Raw genomic sequence first — 20,894 nt, forward strand, 5'->3', positions numbered from 1 at the left:
CAATCGAAACTGATTTAACCTTTTGAAGTTTTTTAAATCAATACCTTTTCAAACGCTTTTCTCATTCCGGAATTCAAAAGAACTTCACCACAATAAATATACCCTTTATTTTCTAAAATCTTGAGCATTGCGTAGTTGTCAAAATTGGTATCGACCTTTATGCTATGCACATTTTGAGACTTTACATAGTCTTCAATGACATCGAATAGTTTTTTGGCAAGACCTTGTCCTGCAAACCTCTCAGAAACTGCAACTCTATGAATGACAACAAATTCACCATTGGTAAGCCAAGCTCCATCTATAGTACTGTAGGCCGGTTCATCATTAAAAATCAAGGCAACATATACGGCAATCTCATCATTTACCGTAAATACAAATCCGAAATTTTTAGCGATATCACTTTCAACTGTTTGCTCATTTGGATAACCATTTTGCCATTGTGTACTGCCATCAATTCTTCTTCGTTCAATAGATTGTTGAATGATTTCCCAGATGATATCTTTATCTGAAATTTCTGCTTTCCTGAATTTGATGGTATTATTTTGAGTCATTGAGTTTGTTTTTTTAAGATTTAAAAATTTCATGTGTAATGATTTATTATTTGATAATCAATAATTACATTTTTTAAATTTGACAAAAAAAACCGAAAACTAATTTGAATTAATTTTCGGTTCCGAAGTAGTAAAATTTAAAATTATGAAATTGATTTTTATTGATTCTGATTTTGTTGAAGATAAGCATCAATCACATCAAATGCTTTCTTCTCATCTTGCAAATCTACCATTACCTTCAGCGATGTCGCAGTAGGCGTTGTCGTAAAAGTAAGATAATTATTTTCTACGGCATTGGTAATTTGCGCATCCTCTAATTTAGACTTGATCAACTGAATTTCTGAAGGTTTATCACTTTCAAAAACTGATACTCTCGTGTTACGTTCCATATAATATACATTTTGAGTATCTAAATATAGGATGTTTTTTTTACAATTCCAAATTTTGAAATTTTAAATTTTATTAATATTGCTCTCAATTTTGTCTAAAGCAATCTGAATTTCTTCTTTTGTAACATTCAAATGCGGTCTGAAACGTATTGACTGATCGCCACATGAAAGTATGATTAATCCTTCTTCAAATAAGATATCTCTCAAATCATTTCTTTGTTCTTGTGTCGGCAAATCAATGGCACACATCAACCCTCTTCCTCTTGCATTAGAAATTTTCTCAGGATATTTTTGAGCTAAGTTTTGTAAGCCTTCTAATAAATAGTCACCAACAATTCTTGCATTTTCAACTAAATTTTCTTTTTCAATCACTTCCATTACCAATTGGAAACGCAGCATATCAATAAAGTTACCTCCAAAAGTTGAATTGATTCTTGAGCTTTCTCTGAAAACATTATTTGGAACTTCATCAAATTTTTCTTTGTTCGCTAAAACTCCACAAACCTGAGTTTTTTTACCAAAAGCAATAATATCCGGTCTTACACTGAAATGTTCAAAAGACCACATTTTTCCTGTGATTCCGATTCCTGTTTGTACTTCATCAAAAATTAATAAAACTTCATGCTCGTCACACAATTTTCTTAATTCAACAAAAAATTCATCTCTGAAATGGTTGTCGCCACCTTCTGCCTGAATTGGTTCGATGATGATGCACGCAACCTTGTCAGGATTTGATAAAATTGCTTCACCAATATTTAATAATGCTAATCTTTCATTATTGATGGTTTCTTCAAGATTTTCTTCAGTAATCGGGAAAGTCAGTTTTGGATTTAGAATTCTTGGCCATTCAAACATTGGGAAATACTGATATTTTCTGGGGTCTGAAGTATTTGTTAAACTCAAAGTATAACCGCTTCTTCCGTGAAATGCCTGTCTAAAATGAATACAAATTCCGGCTTCAATATCAAGACCTTTGTCGAAATTTTTTCTTGTTTTCCAATCAAAACATGCTTTCATCGCATTCTCAACACCCATTGCTCCACCTTCAATGAAAAATGCATACTGAAGTTCTTCTGGCATTACAACTCTTTCAAAAGTCTCCAAAAAGTCTGCATATTCTTTAGAATAAACGTCTGCCAAAGTGGGTTTATTGATGGCCATTTTGCCTAACCATTCAGATCTTTCAACCAAATAAGGATGATTATATCCAATCGAAGCCGAACCGAACATTGAAAACATATCCAGATAATTTTTACCTGTAAGTGAATCATGAATCCAAGATCCATGAGAGTTTTCTATGTCCATGACAAAATCAAAACCGTCTGCCAGAACGTGTTTTCCAACGGTTTCTTTTACTTTATTTATTTTTGTTTCTAGTGTATTGTCCATATTTTTAAATGAGTAATTGGTAATAAGCAGTGAGTAATTTAAATATCAAAACTCAGCTTTTAAAATATTTATAAATCAAATTTAATTCCCTGAGCTAATGGAAGACTTGCCGTGTAATTAATCGTATTGGTTTGTCTTCTCATATAGTATTTCCAGACATCAGAGCCAGATTCTCTTCCGCCTCCTGTTTCTTTTTCACCACCAAAAGCTCCGCCAATTTCAGCACCTGAAGTTCCAATGTTAACGTTGGCAATTCCACAGTCTGAACCGGCTTGAGAAAGGAATAATTCTGCTTCTCTCAAGTTCTGCGTCATAATTGCAGAAGATAATCCCTGAGGAACATCATTCTGAATTTCAATAGCTTCTTCTAAGGTTTTGTATTTAATTAAATATAAAATTGGTGCAAAAGTTTCATGCTGTACGATTTCAAAAGAATTTTCAACTTCAGCGATACACGGTTTTACGTAGCATCCTGATTCGTAATCTTTCCCTTTCAAAACTCCACCTTCCACAACAAATTTCCCACCTTCCTGAATACAGTTTTCAATCGCTAATTCGTATTGATTCACTGCGTGAACGTCGATAAGCGGTCCAACGTGCATATTTTCATCCAAAGGATTTCCAATTTTCAATTGTCCGTAAGCTTTTACCAAACGGTTCTTTACTTCGTCATAAACATCTTCATGAATAATCAATCTTCTTGTCGAAGTACATCTTTGTCCTGCAGTTCCTACCGCTCCAAAAACAGCTCCAATGATTGACATATCCAGATCGGCATCTTTAGAAATAATGATGGCGTTGTTTCCGCCCAATTCAAGGATTGATTTTCCGAATCTTTCAGCCACTTTAGAAGAAACCATTCTTCCTACTTTGGTTGAACCTGTAAATGAAATCAATGAAACTCGTTTGTCATCGACTAATTTTTGTCCGATCTCGTGATCTGAAACCAAAACACTCGAAATACCTTCTGGAAGATTGTTTTCTTTTAGAACTTCTATCATGATATTCTGACAAGCAATTGCACAGAAAGGAGTTTTTTCTGATGGTTTCCAGATGGTAACGTTTCCGCAAATCCAAGCTAAAGCGGTATTCCAAGCCCAAACAGCCACCGGAAAGTTGAAAGCGGTAATCACACCCACAATTCCAAGTGGATGATATTGTTCGTACATTCTGTGACCTGGTCTTTCTGAATGCATGGTGTACCCGTGAAGCTGTCTTGAAAGACCTACCGCAAAATCGCAGATGTCGATCATTTCCTGAACTTCACCAAGACCTTCCTGTAAAGATTTTCCCATTTCGTAAGAAACGAGTTTCCCCAAATCGTCTTTATATTCTCTTAATTTCTGACCCAATTGTCTTACAAACTCTCCTCTCTTAGGAGCAGGGATCATTCTGAATTCTTTGAAAGCTTGCTGTGCAGTTTCAATTACTTTGTCGTAATCTTTCTCTGCTGAAGTTTTTATTTTTCCGATTAATCTTCCGTCTGACGGTGAATAACTTTCGATTGTTTTCCCGGAAGCGAAAAATTTACCTCCCATAGAGGTTCCCTTATTTTCATCTTTTATTCCGAGATTTTTTAAAGATTTTTCAATTCCGAAATCTTTGATTTTTTTGACATAAATGTTACTTTTCGTTTTGCCTAAGATAAAAAGAATATTGGGAATGGTAAAATTTTTATGATTTAACATTATTTTTATTTGGAATCATTATAAACATATTTATCTTTGCAGGATAATTTACACACTTTCAGGAATGGAAACCAATAAATCTGTACAAGAACCTGATGAAGAGAAAAAATCTAGATGGAAGAAAATGCTGAAGAAATTCGGGATTGGCGGAATTATTTTTTTTACGGTAAAAGGAATTATCACTTCTACACTGATTTATTTTCTTGGTAAAAACTTCTGGACCATCATCAGTGGTTATTTTACAGGAATTTTTCAATAAAAAAAGCAAAGAATCTCTTCTCTGCTTTTCATTTTAGTTAAACTTATTCTATTCTTTTTCTTCCTCCCGGAATTGACTAAATTTTGATTGAGCAAATATTCTATTTGTCCGTTTACACTTCTGAACTCATCATTTGCCCATTTTTCAAGTAACTTATAAGTAGACTCATCAATCCTGATGACAAAAGATTTTTGCTTTTTGCCGGGGTTTCTGACGAGTTTTTTGGGTTCTGAGATTTCATTTTTAGCAGATTTAAAAACTAATTATTTTAACGCAAAGTTCGCAAAGATTTTTTTACTACTAACTGCTTTTAAGTTAGCAAAGGCGTTTCACTTAGCTAAGAACACGGAGTTTTTTTTAAATTAAATTCATTAAAAATATCCTTTTTAATTCAACCTTAATTGTACAATGTTCCTGCATTTAAAATCGGTTGTGCTGCTTTTTCGCCACAAAGAACGACCATTAAATTACTTACCATAGCTGCTTTTCTTTCGTCATCCAATTCAACGATATTTTCTTCTGATATTTTCTTTAATGCTAAATCCACCATTCCGACTGCGCCTTCTACGATTTTTGTTCTTGCTGCCACAATTGCTGTCGCTTGTTGTCTTTGAAGCATTGCGCCTGCAATCTCCGATGCATAGGCCAAATGAGAAATTCTCGCTTCCTGAATGATAATTCCTGCTTTTGAAAGTCGGTCGGTTAATTCTTGTTCAAGAATAGAGTTGATTTTTTCACCACCTTCTCTTAAAGTAATTGGTGCATGGTCGTCTTCCAGATTATCATAAGGAAAACTCATGGCCAAATGACGAACGGCAGCCTCACTCTGCATTTTTACAAAATCTGAATATCTTTCAACGTCAAAAGCTGCTTTGTAAGTATCTCCTACTTTCCAAACCATTACGACACCAATTTCAATGGGATTTCCCATTTTGTCGTTTACTTTTAATGTTTGCCCTTGGAGGTTTTCAGAGCGCAGAGACATTTTCTGTGATGAATACAAAGGGTTGATAAAAAATAATCCGTTGTCTTTTACCGAACCAACATATTTTCCAAAGAAATTCAAAACTCTTGAATGGTTTGGTTGAATAATCATTAAACCTTTCATAAAGAAACAGCTCAACAGAAAACATGCAATTGCTAAAATAACAAATGTGATATTCTCGTCAACTCCGGTAACAAAAAGGTAACCTGAAGCTCCCAATAATACTAAACAAATAACGAGGGCAAGATAGCCTGACATAGGTTTTAAAACTTTTTCCATGATCTTTTATTTTTAAAGTGATATTAATTTGATATCATAAAGATATGTAAAAGTTTTGAATTATAAATTATAAGTTTTAAATTTTTTCAAATGATAAAATTTCAATTTTTGGAATGTTCTTTTTTCCTAAGTCATGAAATTTTGAAAATAAAAAACTCACGAAAAATTAATTTTTCGTGAGTTTTAAATATCATATATATGATATTTACTTTTTCTTTAAAGCAACAAATTTAAAGTAAGATACTAATGCTAAAGTAAACATGGCTGCTAAGCCGATATATACCCAAGCCGGAATTGGAACAGGATCTCCTGCTGCATAAGAGTGAAGTCCGCTTAAATAATAATTTACTCCGAAATACGTCATTACCATAGAACAGAAAGCAAACATTGTTGCTACGCTGAATGCCCATCTGCTTCTCAATCCCGGAACCAATCTCATATGTAAAACAAATGCATACACCATAATTGAGATAAATGCCCAAGTTTCTTTTGGATCCCAGCTCCAGTATCTTCCCCAAGATTCATTGGCCCAGATTCCACCTAAGAAGTTTCCTACTGTTAATGCAAAAAGTCCGATTGTTAAAGACATTTCAGATACAATTGCCAATTCTTTTAATGTAGAATCATTATGCAATTGGAACTGTTTTTTATCTGTAATTATATAGAATATCAGTGTAATTACTGCAATAATCATCGACAATGCAAAGAAACCGTAGCTTGATACAATAATGGCAACATGCACAACTAACCAATAAGATTTAAGAACTGGTGCCAATGGTGTAATCTGCGGGTTAAGTGCTACTGCCCCATGAGCAAAGCCCATCATAATTACCGCAACCATAAATCCTGCTGCCGGAATTAAGGCATTGGAATGGTTTTTATTTGACAATTTCTTTTCAGAATCTTGTTGTTTCAATTTTGGATTTCCGAATCCGAAATAGAACATCATCCCTGCTGAAACTCCTATCCATGAAATGAAAATAATTGCTTCGTAGCCATTACTCCAAGGAGCGTGGCCAGAAATATACCATCTTGCAATAAGTCCTAAAAAGTGAACAATGTAACCTACAAGTCCGATATAAATAATTCCTTTGATAATTTTGTTAAGAATTTTGGTGGGTTTAAATAATTCCACAAAACCTAAAACAAATACTAATCCGCCAACGATAGTGTAGAAAATTAATAAGAAAAAGTTTATGTTTGCTTTATTGATAAAAACTTCCAAATCTACTTTTGATTTTGAAGGAACGACCGCTTTACCCCACTTCTGCTGATAGTCTGACAATTTTTTTAATTCAGCATCTGCTTTGCTCCAATCTCCTATTTTCTGTGCCTGAAGCGCCTCTGCGAAATATGGTCCCATTACTTTCTGAGATTCCATATCCGGTTCCATTTTCTGATCAAGCCAAGAATGCCAAGTATGATTCGGGTCATTTTTCACAGGAACGATTCTCATGAATTGTCCGCTGAAAAACTCATTGAAAATCTGAACTTTTTCGTTTAATTTAATAACCTCTTTGTCATACTCCGACTGTAATGCCGGTTTTTTACGGAATGCTGTGTTGTATTCTTCATCTAAAATATAAGTTAGATTTCCGTTAGCATCCGATGGAAATAAATTCATCAAAGTTGTATAACCATCTTCATTTGCCTTTACACGTTTTAAAAGAGCTTTCCCTCCTTTCGCATCCACTTTTATAAGAGGAACCATCGTCCAGCTTGGTGTATCTGTATTAATTGACAAAAACCATTGTTCAGCAGTCAAATATTTTCCGTCAGTTCCTTTAAATTTATCTTTTTGGTAAAGTTTTCTTAAAATATCTAAAGCCTGTGTATTAATTGGAACAATTCTCCCCTCGTAATTCTGCACCAAAAGATAGCCAAACTTGTCTGCGTGGTCTTTACTAATTTTATTTCTCGAAATAATCTCATCCGGAGAAATTATTTTCATCTTCGTCAAAGGAGAAGCTAAAGAATTCTGTTGATTTCCTTGTGGCTGAGCTGCTTGCTGAGCTACTTCATGGGTATGGCCATCTCCATCTTTGTGTACATGGGTGCCACTTCCGTCGTCTGTTCCATGCATTTCAATTTTCTGAGCGCTTAACGTTAAGCTCAAGAATAATAAGACAACTGTTGCTGCTCTTTTCTTATTAATGTCTTTCAGCATTTTATTAAGTTTCCAGAAATGTGTTCCTTTCCAGAAAAACATCACAAACATACCTCCAAATAGGAATGTATAACCAATATAAGAAATCAAAGTTCCCCAGTGATCGTGGTTTACAGAAAGCAAAGTTCCCATTCTATCCGGCGTATAACTTGCCTGGAAAAAACGGTAACCTTTATAGTCAAGGATATTATTCATGTAAATTTTATAAGGTGTCTGTTTTCCTTCGTCAATTACTTTTACGTGACTTTCATATGCACTTGGAGATGAACTTCCGGGGTAAGTTTCCATCACGAAATCATCCAATTTAATAGCAAAAGGTGTGTTGTAAATTTTAGGACCGAAACCTACCATAATATTCAATCCATCCATTGTTACTTGCTTGTAAGCATTAGGATTTCCTCTTTCTACAGAAAGTTCTACAATTTGTTTTGTTTTCGGACCTTGAATTTCGATAGTCATTGCATCGGGAACGTTCTGGTCTTTCTTTTTATCACCTTCAAAAGCTATTAATTTTCCTTTTCTAAGAGGTTCAGGAACAACTAATTTTAGTTCATTAATATTATATAAACTTCTTAAAACCAAAGGTTGAAACTGATCTTTTACAGTAGTTCCTGTAGCCTGAGTTGCCATTGTCATATAGTTGGCATCAACAGGAGTTTTAATAAAAATCTGTCCGTTTTCTTTTTAAATTCAACTGCACCATCAATAGCTCTGTTGAACGTTACCAAAGTTCCGTTGATTGATTTTGTTTCTCCAGATTTGATGAAAATGTTCTGTCTTCCTGTTTCAGCTGTAGAAACTAAATGAAGATATTCGGCACCGTTTTGATCAGCAACTAAACTGTCCTTTTTTCTTTGAACATAATCCAAAGTTTTCACTTTAATTTCCTGTCCGTGGAAATCATAAGTTGCATTAAAGTCTTTGTGTAATGGTGACATTAGATAAGGAACATCCTGATAATTCAGTACGTCGCCTTTATTTTCAATCTGAATTTTAAAGAAATGTTTGTCTGTTACAATTTCGTTTGAAGTTTCACCCTCTCTGATGGTCATTTGCCCTTCAAAACTGATGTATCTTGTAATGGCACCACCGATAAAAATTAAAATAAAAGAAAGGTGGAAAACCAAAACCGGCCATTTTTCTCTTTTCCACAGACGATATCGTGCAATGTTTCCGATGAAATTTAAAATAAGAAGAACCATAATCAGTTCAAACCATTTAGCTTCATAAATTAAAGCTTTTGCAGCAGGTGTTCCGTAGTCGTTTTCAAGGAACGTCGCATAAGCCATCGAAAATGCGTAAACCAGCAATAGCACTGCCATTGTTCTGGTTGAAATAAGAATATCTTGGATCTTCTTCATGATTTTTTTTACTAGACATGCAAAAATAAGGATGATAAAACGAAAGGGAGAGAAAAAAAGCTGTTTTTTGTCATTAGAACCCCATGAAACTGTTATTTTGAATCATTCTTAATAGTTTTGAATTCTTTGTTGAAAATCTAAAACATCTGTGAATCAGTGCAGAAATAAGACTTTGTTTTGATGAAAAAAAACAGAGACAATATTAAAAAAACACTAAATTTGCCGAGATTGACATTATGGAAAAGAAAACACAAAAACCGCAGACCGATTCGCCTGAAAAAGGCAAAATTTTATCGAAGCCACGCATCTTTTTCGGATTAACTTTTATTGTTTTTTCGGGAGTTCTAGCACTTTCTTTCATTTCATATTTAATGAATTGGAAATCAGATCAAAGCCAAGCCGGAACGATGCTCGAAAAAAGCATACAATCTTCTAATATTTTTGGGAAATTGGGTGACTGGCTGGGCAATATTTTTATATTTGAAAGCATTGGTGTTGCATCATTTATTGTTGCATTCCTTTTTGTGGTTTTCGGGACGATGATTCTGAAGAAAAAAATCTTTAAGCCGTGGATGACTTTCGGACATTCTTTATTTTTTATCTGTTGGTTGCCTATCTTTTTTGGAGCGATTACAAAAGGTCAGGGAAATGCCGGAGTTTTAAGCGGAGTGTACGGTTACCAAATAATGGATTCGCTAAATGCAATCATTGGAAGTGTTGGTCTTTGGCTGGTTTTAGTGGTGAGTATCGCTTTATATTTTATCTTAGAATTTAATTTACGTCCAAGTTCAATCAAATCAAAATTCAACGAGATTAATGAAAATACGATTGGTAGAGTAAAATCGATGATGCCAAATTCAAGTGAAAATTTTGAAGCGGATGAAGAGTTAGAAAGCGAAATTCAGGATTCTCAATCAAATGTTACTGTAACTGATGTTTCCGGCAATGTTAAAGTGCAGGAAACTGCAAAACCTGCGAAAGTTTCAAACGAAATTCAGCCTTCTGTGAATGTAGAAACCATCGTAACGCCTAATCAGACTTCATTTGAGGAAATTAAAAAAGATTCTTCATCAACCGTAAGTTTAGATTTAAATACAAAACCTGTCATTCCGGTTGCAAGACCTGAAGAAGCTTTTGATATGAAACCGTCAACTCCTTCAACCGACGGAATTAAATTTAATGTAGAAGTTGCTCCTGCTGTTGAGATTTTAACTGATGCTGAAATGCACTCAAATGATTTGGTAGAGAAACACGGTTTGTATGATCACCGTTTGGATTTGCCTAAATTTCAAATGCCTACTTTAGATCTTTTGAAAGATTACGGAAATGAAGAAATTTCAGTTAATAAAGAAGAATTAGAAGAAAATAAAAATAAAATTGTTGGATTATTAAAGAACTTCAACGTTGGAATTGCTGAAATTAAAGCGACGATCGGACCAACAGTTACTCTATACGAAATTGTACCTGAGGCGGGAATCAGAGTTTCTGCGATCAAAAAGCTGCAGGATGACATTGCGTTGAATCTTTCCGCTTTAGGAATCAGAATTATCGCGCCAATGCCAGGAAAAGGCACCATCGGAATTGAAGTTCCGAGAAAAAATCCTACGATGGTTTCTATGCGTTCGGTAATTGCTTCACAGAAATTCCAGAATACAGATATGGATCTTCCTGTTGTATTTGGAAAAACGATTTCTAATGAAGTTTTCATGGCCGATTTATCAAAAATGCCTCACCTTTTGATGGCTGGTTCTACGGGTCAGGGAAAATCGGTTGGTATTAATGCAATTTTGACTTCCCTACTTTACAAGAAACATCCAAGTGAATTGAAATTCGTAATGGTTGATCCTAAAAAAGTGGAACTTTCCTTATATTCTAAAATCGAAAGACATTATTTAGCGAAACTTCCGGATTCTGATGATGCCATTATTACTGACACTCATAAAGTAATCAATACATTGAATTCCCTTTGTGTAGAAATGGATCAGCGATATGATTTGCTTAAAAATGCTTTTTGTAAAAACTTAAAAGAATACAATAAAAAATTCAGCGAAAGAAAATTAAATCCTGAAAATGGACATCGATATTTACCTTACATCGTTTTGGTTGTCGATGAGTTTGCAGATTTGATTATGACTGCCGGAAAAGAAGTTGAACTTCCTATCGCAAGATTAGCACAGCTGGCAAGAGCAGTCGGAATTCACTTGATTGTTGCTACTCAAAGACCTTCTGTGAATGTAATTACAGGTATGATTAAAGCAAACTTTCCTGCTAGAGCGGCATTTAGAGTAATTTCGAGTGTGGATTCAAGAACGATTCTTGATTCTCCGGGTGCAGATCAGTTGATTGGAAAAGGGGATATGCTTTATTTTAACGGTAATGAAATCTTAAGGCTTCAATGTGCTTTTATTGATACCCCAGAAGTTGAAAGACTCGCAGAATTCATCGGGGAACAAAAAGGGTATGCTTCAGCTTTCATGCTTCCGGAATATGTGAGTGAAGGAGCAGCAAACTCTGTAGGAGCATTTGATCCGAATGAAAAAGATCAATTATTTGATGAAGCAGCAAGAATTATTGTTTCTACACAGCAAGGTTCTACTTCAATGCTTCAGAGACAATTGAAACTAGGATACAACAGAGCAGGAAGAATTATGGATCAGTTGGAAGCAAGCGGTATTGTTGGCGGATTTAATGGGGCTAAAGCGAGAGAAGTTCTAATTAGTGATCTGAATTCTTTGGAACAGTTTTTGGAAGACCTGCGAAATTAAAAAAACAGTCAGATTTAGATTTTAACTTTTAAGAGTTGAAAATGTCTAAGTAGTAGAAAATTTAGAAAAAGAAACATGAAAAAAATAATATCAAAAATAGTATTTGGAAGTTTTGTAGTAGGAAGTATTGCTTTTGTTCAGGCTCAGAAAATTGATGCCAAAGCAAAAAAAATATTAGATGATGTAACGGCAAATTACAAATCTAAAAAGAATTCTTATTTCAAATTTGCTTTTGGAAGCGGTGTAAATGGAACGGTTAGTAAAAACGAACCCGGAATTTATTACACAGCCGGAGAAAAATATAAATTGAAAATCATGGAAACCGAACAGATTTTCGATGGAAGCAAAATTTACAACATCAACACAGAAGATAAAGAAGTGACCGTAGCAAAGCCCAATGAAAGCTCTACAATGTTCTCTCCAATTAATTATTTGACATCTTACAGAAATGATTACAACGTTTCTTACAGCGGAAAAAAGACGATTGATGGCGTAAGCGCAGATTTCATCACATTAACTCCAGTAAAAGCTAACGGATTAAAATCAATCTACATTTTTATTGATGGTGCAAAAAAGCAAATGCTTAAGCTCGAACAGCACGGAAACAATAAAGATATTGCAGTAATTTCAATTAAAGAATACAAAGAAAACCAGCAATTAGACCCAAATATGTTTGTTTTTGATAAGAATAAATTCAAAAATTATCTTGTTACAGAATTATAATTCTAAATAAATATTAAAATTTAAAGTCACAAAGGAAACTTTGTGGCTTTTTCATTAATTTTGGCGAATGTTTAAAATATTAGACCGATACATCATTAAAACCTTTTTTGGTCCGTTCTTATTTATATTCAGTGTTTTGTTTTTCATTTTTATTGTAAACATTATCTGGATTCAGCTTGGGCAATTCATGGGAAAAGGTCTTACCACGTTTCAGATCATGAAGCTTCTTTTTTATCTGGGAGTGAATGTGGTAAGTATGGTTTTACCCTTGACGATACTTCTGGCAAGCATTATGTCTTTTGGTGAATTTGGTGAGCGCTACGAATTAGCTGCCATGAAAGCTGCCGGAATTTCATTGACGAGAGTAATGATGCCGCTTTTAGGGGTTGTGACTTTATTGGCAATCCTACTCTATCTCTTTTCCAGTAATATAATTCCCGATTTTCAGAGAAAGGCTAGAAATATGCTTTTCAATATTGCACAGACCAAACCTGCATTGAATTTTACACCGGGTCAGTTTATAGATCAGATTCCGGGATACATGGTGAAATTTGATAAAATTGAAGGTGAAGATGGGCGTGATCTTGAAGGAATTTTCATTCATAAAAAAGCAAGTACATTCGAAAATCAACAATCAATCGTTGCAGAAAAAGGAAAATTTGTAACACCTCCGAATAAAAATTATCTGCAGTTGGTTTTATTTAACGGTTACGTTTTTGAAGACAGCTATGCCGGAAAAGCAGAAAATGTAAGATTAAAACAACCTGATCAGGCTATAAAATTTGATACGCTGGTTTCTCATTTTGATGTCAGTGAAATCATCAACAAAGCAATTGAACAAGAGAAAATCACTGAAGATTTCCGTTTTCAGTCGTTTGAAGAATTATTTGGCACGATTAGTAAAACCAAAAAAGACAATGCTAAATTGGTCAGCAATATCAGTACAGAAGTAATATCTCAAACAAGCTCTGTAGTGAGTTATATGGATAAAAACAAGTCGAAAGCTCCTGTGAAATCTCAGTATAAATTTGATACCATCAAGAAAGACAAAAAGCTTGAGATGATTTATAATGCGCACAGCAGATTAGATAATTTAAAAACGTCATTAGATTCAAAAAGTCAGGAACTTAATCCGAGTGTCAAGTACTTTAATAAAGTTGTGATTTATCAACAGAGAATGATTACTTATTCATTTACGTGTATTATTTTCTTTATGATTGGTGCGAGTTTGGGATCAATCATCCGGAAAGGAGGGATGGGTGTTCCCGTTATTGTAGCGATTGTAATCTTTATTATATTTTATGTAATTAATGTTGGTTTTGAAAACATAGCATGGTCCGGAAAAATGAGTCCGTATTTGGCGGCTTGGCTTCCCAACATGATTTTGTTTCCTTTTGGAGTTTTGATGACGTATAAAGCATTAACAGATTCTCAATTGTTTGATTCTGAAAAATACAAAGCGTTCTTCAAGCCTATTACGAAGCTTTTTGTAAAGGATAAAGAACATAAAAGATATCAGTAATATCATATCCGGAGCTTGTCTTCGGATTTTTTTGGTTTAAACTGAAAAATTATTTAAAAATATTAAATTCTCGAAAAAAAACCTCATATTTATCAACTAATTTAAATGAAATTAATAATGAAAAAAGTTTTACTGTTTGGCTTGTTCAGTTTGATGACTTCAAGCGTTTATGCACAAGAAGAAAATACTGATTACGAACTAAAAGCCGATGAAAAATATGGCTACGTTATCGATAAAAACGGAAAGAAAATTGAAGGAATCGTAAGATTGGCAGGAAGCGATATGAGTCCGTGGGTTAATCAGAAGAAAGTAAAATTCATTGCTACAGCTGATATCGACAAATCTAAGAAAAAGCAGAAGTTTAAAACAATGGATTCTGATGATTTGAAAGAATACGTTGCCTACGACGACAGCAATAACGAAAGACATTTTGAAGTTGTAAAATATACCAATACCAAAGAAGGTTTCAACACCGCGACCGGAGGATTAAGCGGAAACATCAAAGCATTTAATAACCTTACCAAAAGCAATCAGTTTGCAGAAGTTGTGACAGACGGTAAAATAAAGGTTTATAAATTATACGGTTACCCTACCACTTTCTCAGCCGGACAAAGTCAAATCGACAAAGCTGACCAGGAAACTGAAAGAATGAGAAAAAATCCTTCTTTTATTTACACCAAAAAAGGAAGCAAGTTGAAAGAATTGGATCTTAAAGAATCAAAAATCATCACCGCAGATTGCAGTTATGTAAAAGGAAAAATTGCAAGCGGCTCTTATGCTTCTCTGAAAAATGATGAGAAAAAAAGATCCGGTTTAGGAAGATTGATCAAAAGTCAAATTGACGATGTGATGTCTAATGTTCCTCAGATTGTAGATGAAGTGATTTTAGATTATAACGAAAACTGTAAATAGTTTTTTTCAAATAGAAATTGAGCAACTGCTTTTGCGGTTGCTTTTTATTTTAAATCAAGTTGGCAACGAACATTATTTTTTCACAGTTAAAATCATATTTTTTATTACCTTTAATTAAATCATTTAATTCTTTTCAAATGAAAAAATTATTACTCATCTTATTAGTCAGTACGAGCGTTTTCACTTTTGCCCAGCAAAACGACAAGCAAGCCTATATAAAAAAAGAAAGTATTGGCGGAAAGCTCGATTTTAGTAAAAGAATTGAAGAAAAATACCATAACGAAACGTCAATTCCATTTGGTGAAGAGCATTTCATGAAAAAAGATTATGCTGTGTTACTTTGGGCAGCCAATGTAAGGACTTTAGGAATTGAATCTTTTAATCAGGCTGTGAAGATCTGGGAGGAAGTTTATAAACGCAGTTTGACCGAGCCTGAAGCAAAAGCTTTGAAAACAGGATTTGAAGCTAAATTTTAAATATAAAAATTAAACTGCACATTTTTTGTTTGAGATACCATCAAATCTCAAAATCATTACAATGAAAAAAGTACTTCTGATTTCCGGCTTACTACTGATTTTTTCGTGCAAAAAAGAAAATGAGCAAAAACTGTTGAAAATTCTAATCCCTCAGACAGTTTAAACTTAAAATCAAATGTTGATTCTTTAAATTTAAAAAATGATTTAACCTCGATTGATGGAATAAAAAAAGAATACAATCTCCTGAACTCAAAGTTACTTGCAAAGAAATTAGATTCTGTTGGTTTTAAATATGAATGTGAAGAAAGATCAGGAAATGTCGTTTATTATTCCGAAAACGGAACTTTAAAAGTCATTAAACATTTCACAGCTGACAGCCATTTTTCTTCCACAGAAAATTATTTCGTTAATGATGATCAACCGTTTTTTGTATTTAAAGATGATACCGTATGGAGTTTTGATGGCGGCACACCCGAAAAACCTGAAACGAAGGATGATGTCACTCAGCAAAGAATGTATTTTTCAGACAATAAAATCATTCAGTGTTTAGAAAAAAAGTTTACCATAAAATCAAGCGATTCAACTAAACCAAATCCTGAAAATATTCCTAACACAGAAAGTAAAAATTGTTCTGCAAATGAAGTTCAGGAAACTTTCGCATTACTTCTAAAAAATAAAGATAAAAAAGGCAGCATCAAATGTCTGTAAAACAAAAAAACGTGGCTTCGAAATATTCGAAGCCACGTTTTGTATAATTAAAAACTGAAAGTTATACTTTCATAATTTCAGCTTCTTTTGTCTTAAGATGGTCGTCACAAAGTTTCACATGTTTGTCTGTAAGTACCTGAATTTCATCTTCAGTACTTTTTACAGCATCTTCAGAAATACCTTCCAGTTTCTTTAGTTCTTTGATACCGTTTTGTCTTGCGTTTCTTATAACGATTTTTGTATCTTCAGTTTCTCCTTTAGCTTGTTTAGCCAATTCTCTTCTTCTGTCCTCCGTCAATGGCGGAACATTTAGAATGATATTTTCACCGTTATTAGATGGAGCAAAGCCTAAATTTGAATTGATAATTGCTTTTTCTATCGCTCCGATCGCAGTTCTATCCCAAGGTTGAATTGAGATGGTCATCGCATCGGGAATAGAAACGTTAGCAACCTGATTAAGAGGAGTCGGAGCACCGTAATATTCTACCATCACATCCTGAACCATATTCGTAGATGCACGTCCCGCTCTGATTCTTTGAAATGCATGATCCAAGTGCTTGATAGCCGCTTCCATATCATGTTTTACAGATTCTACGATAAGATCTAATTCTTCCATTATATAATAAAAATTTGATAAGTTACACATCAATAAATATGAGCAATAAGTAATCGTAATAATTAATTTTGACTAAATAATCCTTTTTACTTTTGCCTATTATTTTTTTAATTCTTAAATATTAACTAAAGTTCCTACATTTTCTCCTTCTACAATCTTCACCAAATTACCATCTTTATTCATATCAAATACAATGATTGGTAATTTATTTTCGTGGCTTAAAGTGAATGCAGTCATATCCATCACTTTAAGATTTTTCTCAAATACTTCGTCGAAAGATAATGAGTTGTATTTTACAGCATTTTCGTTTGTCTCAGGATCGCTGTCGTAGATTCCGTCTACTCTTGTTCCTTTTAAGATAACGTCTGCACCAATTTCGATAGCCCTTAGAGTTGCTGCTGTATCAGTTGTGAAATAAGGATTTCCAGTTCCCGCTCCGAAGATTACGACTCTACCCTTTTCAAGATGTCTTACCGCTCTTCTTTTGATAAAAGGCTCAGCTACTTTGTCCATTTCGATGGCAGATTGCAGTCTTGTTTTGATTCCTGCGTCTTCCAAAGCGCCTTGTAATGCCATTCCGTTGATTACGGTTGCAAGCATTCCCATATAATCACCTTGTACTCTGTCCATTCCAGCTGCAGCTCCTGCAACACCACGGAAAATATTTCCTCCTCCAATAACGATAGCAGTTTCGCAGCCTAAGTCAACTACCTTTTTATTTCCTGAGCATACTCCATCAGTCTTTCGGGATCGATACCGTACTGTCTGTTCCCCATCAATGCTTCACCACTCAGTTTTAGAAGGATTCTTTTATATTTCATCTTTAAATTTATAATAGTTTTTGAGAATTAATTTCGTCAAAAATTAACTTTGCAAATATAATCAATATAAATATTGAAAAAAGAAAAATATTTAATACTAAATAATGAAGTAAATATTTTGATAAGTACGAAAAAGGATTATTTTTGCATTAATTAATTACTGATTTGAAGAAAGTTCTAATTTTTTCACTATTTCTTTCGGGAATTGTTTCATTTGCTCAAACTGGAACAAATGTATATCCGTTTCTGAATATTCCGGTTTCTGCAAGACAGGCTGCTTTAGGCGGCGACGCAATTACAACGAGAGATCACGATGTCTCTTTTGCCATTGCCAACCCTGCTTTACTGAATAAAGAATCTGATAAACAATTGTCTGTAAATGCCACGGCATATCTCGCAGACTCAAAATACGGAACAATTGCTTACGCCAGAGATCTTGATAACGGTCATATGGTAACGGTAAATGCTCGTTATATGAGCTACGGAAATATCCCAAGAACGGATGACAGCGGTTTTGAAATGGGAGAATTCTCAGCTTCAGATGTTGCTGTAGGTGGCGGATACGCTTATCAGTTTGAAGAAGACTGGACGATTGGTGGTGGATTAAATTTTATTACTTCAAAAATTGATACCTACACTTCTTCCGCATTGGCAGGAACTTTGGGAGTTACCTATCATCCGAAACGAACTAAAGAAGTAGTTTCTGTAGTAATAAGAAACTTCGGATATCAGTTTAAATCATTTAACGGCGAAAGAGAAAACCTTCCTTTCAGAATAGATTTAGGATATACTAAAATATTAAAAGCATTTCCTTTAGCAATTACCATTACAGCTCACGATTTACAACAATTTGATATTTCTTCAGAATTCAATGTAAACGGACAGGAAGTAAATGCTGGACGTAAAATTGCCGATCACTTCTCTTTAGGCGCAGAGCTTTTCCCAGAAAAAAGTTTTAATTTCAGATTGGGATATAATGTAAGAAGAGGAAATGAGTTGGCTGTTGCCGATCAAAGAAATTTCTCAGGACTTTCTGCCGGTTTCGGGCTCAAAGTTTCAAAATTTCGTATCGATTATGCACATGTGAGATATCATAATTCTTCTAACGTTAATCAAATCGGAATTTCTGTAGATCTTAGCGGTCATCAAGGAGAATAATATAAGATGATTTCTTGTTTTTTGTAAGATAAAATCTTAGATTTTCTTGCACTTTCAGATTTTTTTTGAAATTTGTAGTATGAAAAAACCAGTGATAGCAATTGACGGATTCTCATCTACAGGGAAAAGTTCTATTTCAAAAATTATTGCCGAAAAATTAGGGATTGTACATCTCGACACTGGTGCTCTATATCGTGGAATTACTTGGTTTGCATTACAAAACTGTCTGAGTGAAGACCAAACCATCAATCTTCAGCAGCTTTTTGATTCTTTTTCATTAATCGAACTTGAATTTAAAAATGATAATGGTGAATTGGTTTTATTTTTAAATCATATCAATATTTCAAAAGAAATTCGTTCCAACGAAGTTTCAGATAATGTAAGTCTTATCGCCAAACAAAAAGAAGTTAGAGATTTTCTTTTACAGTCTCAGCGCAATTTGGCAGAAAAAGGTGGAATTATAATGGATGGCAGAGATATTGGCACAGTAGTACTGCCAAACGCCGATTTTAAATTTTTTCTGACTGCTAGTATTGAAGAAAGAACCAAAAGAAGATATCAGGAATTACTGAGTTTAGGAATAGATGCTGACGAACAGCAAGTGAAAGAAAACCTTATTGCAAGAGATAAAATCGACAGTGAGCGAGAAATTGCACCTCTAAAGCAGGCAGATGATGCAATTGTCATAGATAACACGATGCTTACTAAGAAAGAGACAATAGAAAGTATACTGACACATTTAAAAAATTAACAATTTTTATAGGTTAAAAACACTATTTGGTATATTAATTGTAACATTTGATACATAAAATATTTATTAACATAATTAAAAAAACAAGGAATGTCTAGAAAAGAAAACAATACAGCAGGTATTTTAGCAGGATTATTGGCAGGTGCTGCAGCAGGAGTAATCTTAGGAATGTTATATGCTCCGGAAGAAGGTAAAGAAACCAGAAAAAAAATTAAAAACAAAGCGAACGACCTGAAGGAAGAAGCTAAAAATAAATACGGAGAAGTTTCTGAAAAGTAAAAGATCAGTATGGAAACATCTCTTCTACTTTCAAAGAAACAGCAAGCAGCGTAGCACATACTGTAAAAGATGGTTACGACAAATATAAAGATCAGATTGTTTCTAAAACTACTGATATTGTAAAAGATGTTGAAACAGGATTGAATGATTTGAAAGGATAATTCATTTTAATTTAAATAATAAAAGGAACTTTGACCAAATTAAAGTTCCTTTTTTTGTAACTTTTAAAAAAAACAATGATTGAAACTGTAAAAGAATATGCATCAAAGCGAATAGATTTGCTAAAAATTCAGGCGACAGAAAAGTCGTCAATTTCGGCAGGAGTAATTGCTTACTTAGTTATTTTATTAGCTGCTTTTGCTTTTTTTATTATCCTTTTTAATTTTGGATTGGCATTTTTTATTGGTAAAGCATTGAACAATACTTCTTATGGATTTTTAATTGTTGCTGCATTTTATTTGCTTATCACAATTTTAGTTGTTACCTTTAAAAAGCGCATCGTAAATGTTGTTGCCGATAAAGTAATAGAATTTTTAAATCACTAATTATGAGCAGAAATTATAGTAGCTTAGAAGAACTTAGAAGAAAGAAAAAGCTTTTAAAAAGTGAAGTTGAGGATTTAGAAGGATTGTTAACTTTCAAAAATACAAAAGAAAGCTTAAGTGCATTCACCAATGGTTTAACTGATCAATATCTGAAAGAAAAAATTGATGAAGATGGTGAAGAAACCACAGTTCTCAGAAAAGATGTCATCGCCAAACAGTTGACTTCAGAGGTAAAAGATTTATTACTCAATAGAAATACCGCGATGGGAATTGCCGGAAGCGCCTTCAAAGGTGATGCAATGGACACGCTTGTGAAACTTGCAGTGACAGCTTTTGTTGCCAATTACGCCAAGAAAAACATGAGAAGCTCAAATTGGAAAAAGAAAGTATTAGGCGCAGCATTAATTTATGTAGCACCAATGGCTTTAAAATTTCTTAGAACAAAATTAGAGGCTTATCAAAAAACAAAAAGTGTATCCAGTATGGAGCAACTTATATAATATTAATGAGTTAGATATTAGAATCTAAAATTTAGTTTAATAAATAAGTT

18 protein-coding genes and 3 pseudogenes are annotated in these 20,894 nt (G+C 33.8%); 12 read left to right on the plus strand and 9 right to left on the minus strand.

The window, feature by feature from the left end:
* Positions 1–32: 32 nt before the first annotated feature.
* From EAG08_RS20995 to EAG08_RS21010, 4 genes are all read right to left on the minus strand, one after another.
* Positions 33–551, minus strand: a complete 519-nt coding sequence (locus tag EAG08_RS20995) for a GNAT family N-acetyltransferase (protein WP_129537151.1) — start codon at positions 549–551, stop codon at positions 33–35.
* Between the two features lie 158 nt (positions 552–709).
* Positions 710–940, minus strand: a complete 231-nt coding sequence (locus EAG08_RS21000) for a DUF2007 domain-containing protein (RefSeq protein ID WP_129537152.1) — start codon at positions 938–940, stop codon at positions 710–712.
* A 63-nt stretch (positions 941–1,003) separates the two neighbouring features.
* Positions 1,004–2,329 carry an L-lysine 6-transaminase gene (gene lat / locus EAG08_RS21005; protein WP_129537153.1) on the minus strand — a complete coding sequence of 442 codons (1,326 nt, stop codon included), beginning with the start codon at positions 2,327–2,329 and terminating at the stop codon, positions 1,004–1,006.
* 68 nt (positions 2,330–2,397) lie between these two features.
* The gene (locus EAG08_RS21010; protein ID WP_129537154.1) at positions 2,398–4,017 is read right to left on the minus strand and encodes an aldehyde dehydrogenase family protein; all 1,620 of its coding nucleotides are present in this window, start codon (positions 4,015–4,017) and stop codon (positions 2,398–2,400) included.
* Between the two features lie 64 nt (positions 4,018–4,081).
* Here EAG08_RS21010 and EAG08_RS21015 point away from each other — a divergent pair, with 64 nt between their 5' ends.
* Positions 4,082–4,276: a hypothetical protein gene (locus EAG08_RS21015; protein WP_129537155.1), complete on the plus strand. Its 195-nt coding sequence runs from the start codon at positions 4,082–4,084 to the stop codon at positions 4,274–4,276.
* Between the two features lie 112 nt (positions 4,277–4,388).
* Here EAG08_RS21015 and EAG08_RS22810 read toward each other — a convergent pair whose 3' ends face one another.
* The 3 genes and pseudogenes from EAG08_RS22810 to ccsA all read right to left on the minus strand — a co-directional run bounded on the left by EAG08_RS22810 (position 4,389) and on the right by ccsA (position 9,068).
* Complete coding sequence (locus tag EAG08_RS22810) at positions 4,389–4,517, minus strand: hypothetical protein (RefSeq protein ID WP_262696767.1); 129 nt, start codon at positions 4,515–4,517, stop codon at positions 4,389–4,391.
* Positions 4,518–4,673: 156 nt separating this feature from the next.
* A complete protein-coding gene (locus EAG08_RS21025; RefSeq protein ID WP_129537156.1) occupies positions 4,674–5,540 on the minus strand; it encodes an SPFH domain-containing protein in 867 nt (288 codons plus the stop codon).
* A 205-nt stretch (positions 5,541–5,745) separates the two neighbouring features.
* A pseudogene (ccsA, locus tag EAG08_RS21030) lies at positions 5,746–9,068 on the minus strand (cytochrome c biogenesis protein CcsA).
* A 236-nt stretch (positions 9,069–9,304) separates the two neighbouring features.
* On the opposite strand from ccsA, the gene EAG08_RS21035 reads away from it, so the two are divergent.
* The 6 genes from EAG08_RS21035 (at position 9,305) to EAG08_RS21060 (ending at position 16,174) form a co-directional block, all read left to right on the plus strand.
* Positions 9,305–11,833 carry an FtsK/SpoIIIE family DNA translocase gene (locus EAG08_RS21035; RefSeq protein WP_129537157.1) on the plus strand — a complete coding sequence of 843 codons (2,529 nt, stop codon included), beginning with the start codon at positions 9,305–9,307 and terminating at the stop codon, positions 11,831–11,833.
* A 75-nt stretch (positions 11,834–11,908) separates the two neighbouring features.
* On the plus strand, positions 11,909–12,556 hold the full coding sequence (locus EAG08_RS21040) for a LolA family protein (RefSeq protein ID WP_129537158.1): 648 nt from the start codon (positions 11,909–11,911) through the stop codon (positions 12,554–12,556).
* Positions 12,557–12,623: 67 nt separating this feature from the next.
* Complete coding sequence (locus tag EAG08_RS21045) at positions 12,624–14,078, plus strand: LptF/LptG family permease (RefSeq protein ID WP_129537159.1); 1,455 nt, start codon at positions 12,624–12,626, stop codon at positions 14,076–14,078.
* Positions 14,079–14,195: 117 nt separating this feature from the next.
* Positions 14,196–14,990: a hypothetical protein gene (locus EAG08_RS21050; protein WP_129537160.1), complete on the plus strand. Its 795-nt coding sequence runs from the start codon at positions 14,196–14,198 to the stop codon at positions 14,988–14,990.
* 137 nt (positions 14,991–15,127) lie between these two features.
* Complete coding sequence (locus tag EAG08_RS21055; RefSeq protein WP_129537161.1) at positions 15,128–15,466, plus strand: hypothetical protein; 339 nt, start codon at positions 15,128–15,130, stop codon at positions 15,464–15,466.
* A 513-nt stretch (positions 15,467–15,979) separates the two neighbouring features.
* Entirely contained in the window at positions 15,980–16,174 is a 195-nt protein-coding gene (locus EAG08_RS21060; protein ID WP_129537162.1) for a hypothetical protein, read from the plus strand.
* A 61-nt stretch (positions 16,175–16,235) separates the two neighbouring features.
* On the opposite strand, the gene frr is transcribed toward EAG08_RS21060, so the two are convergent.
* The gene (frr, locus tag EAG08_RS21065) at positions 16,236–16,790 is read right to left on the minus strand and encodes a ribosome recycling factor (protein ID WP_129537163.1); all 555 of its coding nucleotides are present in this window, start codon (positions 16,788–16,790) and stop codon (positions 16,236–16,238) included.
* Between the two features lie 114 nt (positions 16,791–16,904).
* Positions 16,905–17,611, minus strand: a pseudogene (gene pyrH, locus EAG08_RS21070) (UMP kinase).
* Positions 17,612–17,776: 165 nt separating this feature from the next.
* Between pyrH and porQ the strand changes: the two are divergent.
* The 5 genes and pseudogenes from porQ to EAG08_RS21095 all read left to right on the plus strand — a co-directional run bounded on the left by porQ (position 17,777) and on the right by EAG08_RS21095 (position 20,844).
* The gene (gene porQ, locus EAG08_RS21075; protein WP_129537164.1) at positions 17,777–18,769 is read left to right on the plus strand and encodes a type IX secretion system protein PorQ; all 993 of its coding nucleotides are present in this window, start codon (positions 17,777–17,779) and stop codon (positions 18,767–18,769) included.
* A 79-nt stretch (positions 18,770–18,848) separates the two neighbouring features.
* Positions 18,849–19,520, plus strand: a complete 672-nt coding sequence (gene cmk, locus EAG08_RS21080) for a (d)CMP kinase (RefSeq protein ID WP_129537165.1) — start codon at positions 18,849–18,851, stop codon at positions 19,518–19,520.
* A 90-nt stretch (positions 19,521–19,610) separates the two neighbouring features.
* Positions 19,611–19,960: pseudogene (locus EAG08_RS23210) on the plus strand (YtxH domain-containing protein).
* 75 nt (positions 19,961–20,035) lie between these two features.
* Positions 20,036–20,344 (plus strand): phage holin family protein, encoded by a 309-nt coding sequence (locus tag EAG08_RS21090; protein WP_129537166.1) that lies wholly within the window; start codon positions 20,036–20,038, stop codon positions 20,342–20,344.
* Positions 20,345–20,346: 2 nt separating this feature from the next.
* Positions 20,347–20,844: a phosphoribosyl-ATP pyrophosphatase gene (locus tag EAG08_RS21095; RefSeq protein ID WP_129537167.1), complete on the plus strand. Its 498-nt coding sequence runs from the start codon at positions 20,347–20,349 to the stop codon at positions 20,842–20,844.
* Positions 20,845–20,894 lie beyond the last annotated feature (50 nt).

The organism is Chryseobacterium sp. 3008163 (genome assembly GCF_003669035.1).
Taxonomy (GTDB): Bacteria; Bacteroidota; Bacteroidia; order Flavobacteriales; family Weeksellaceae; genus Chryseobacterium.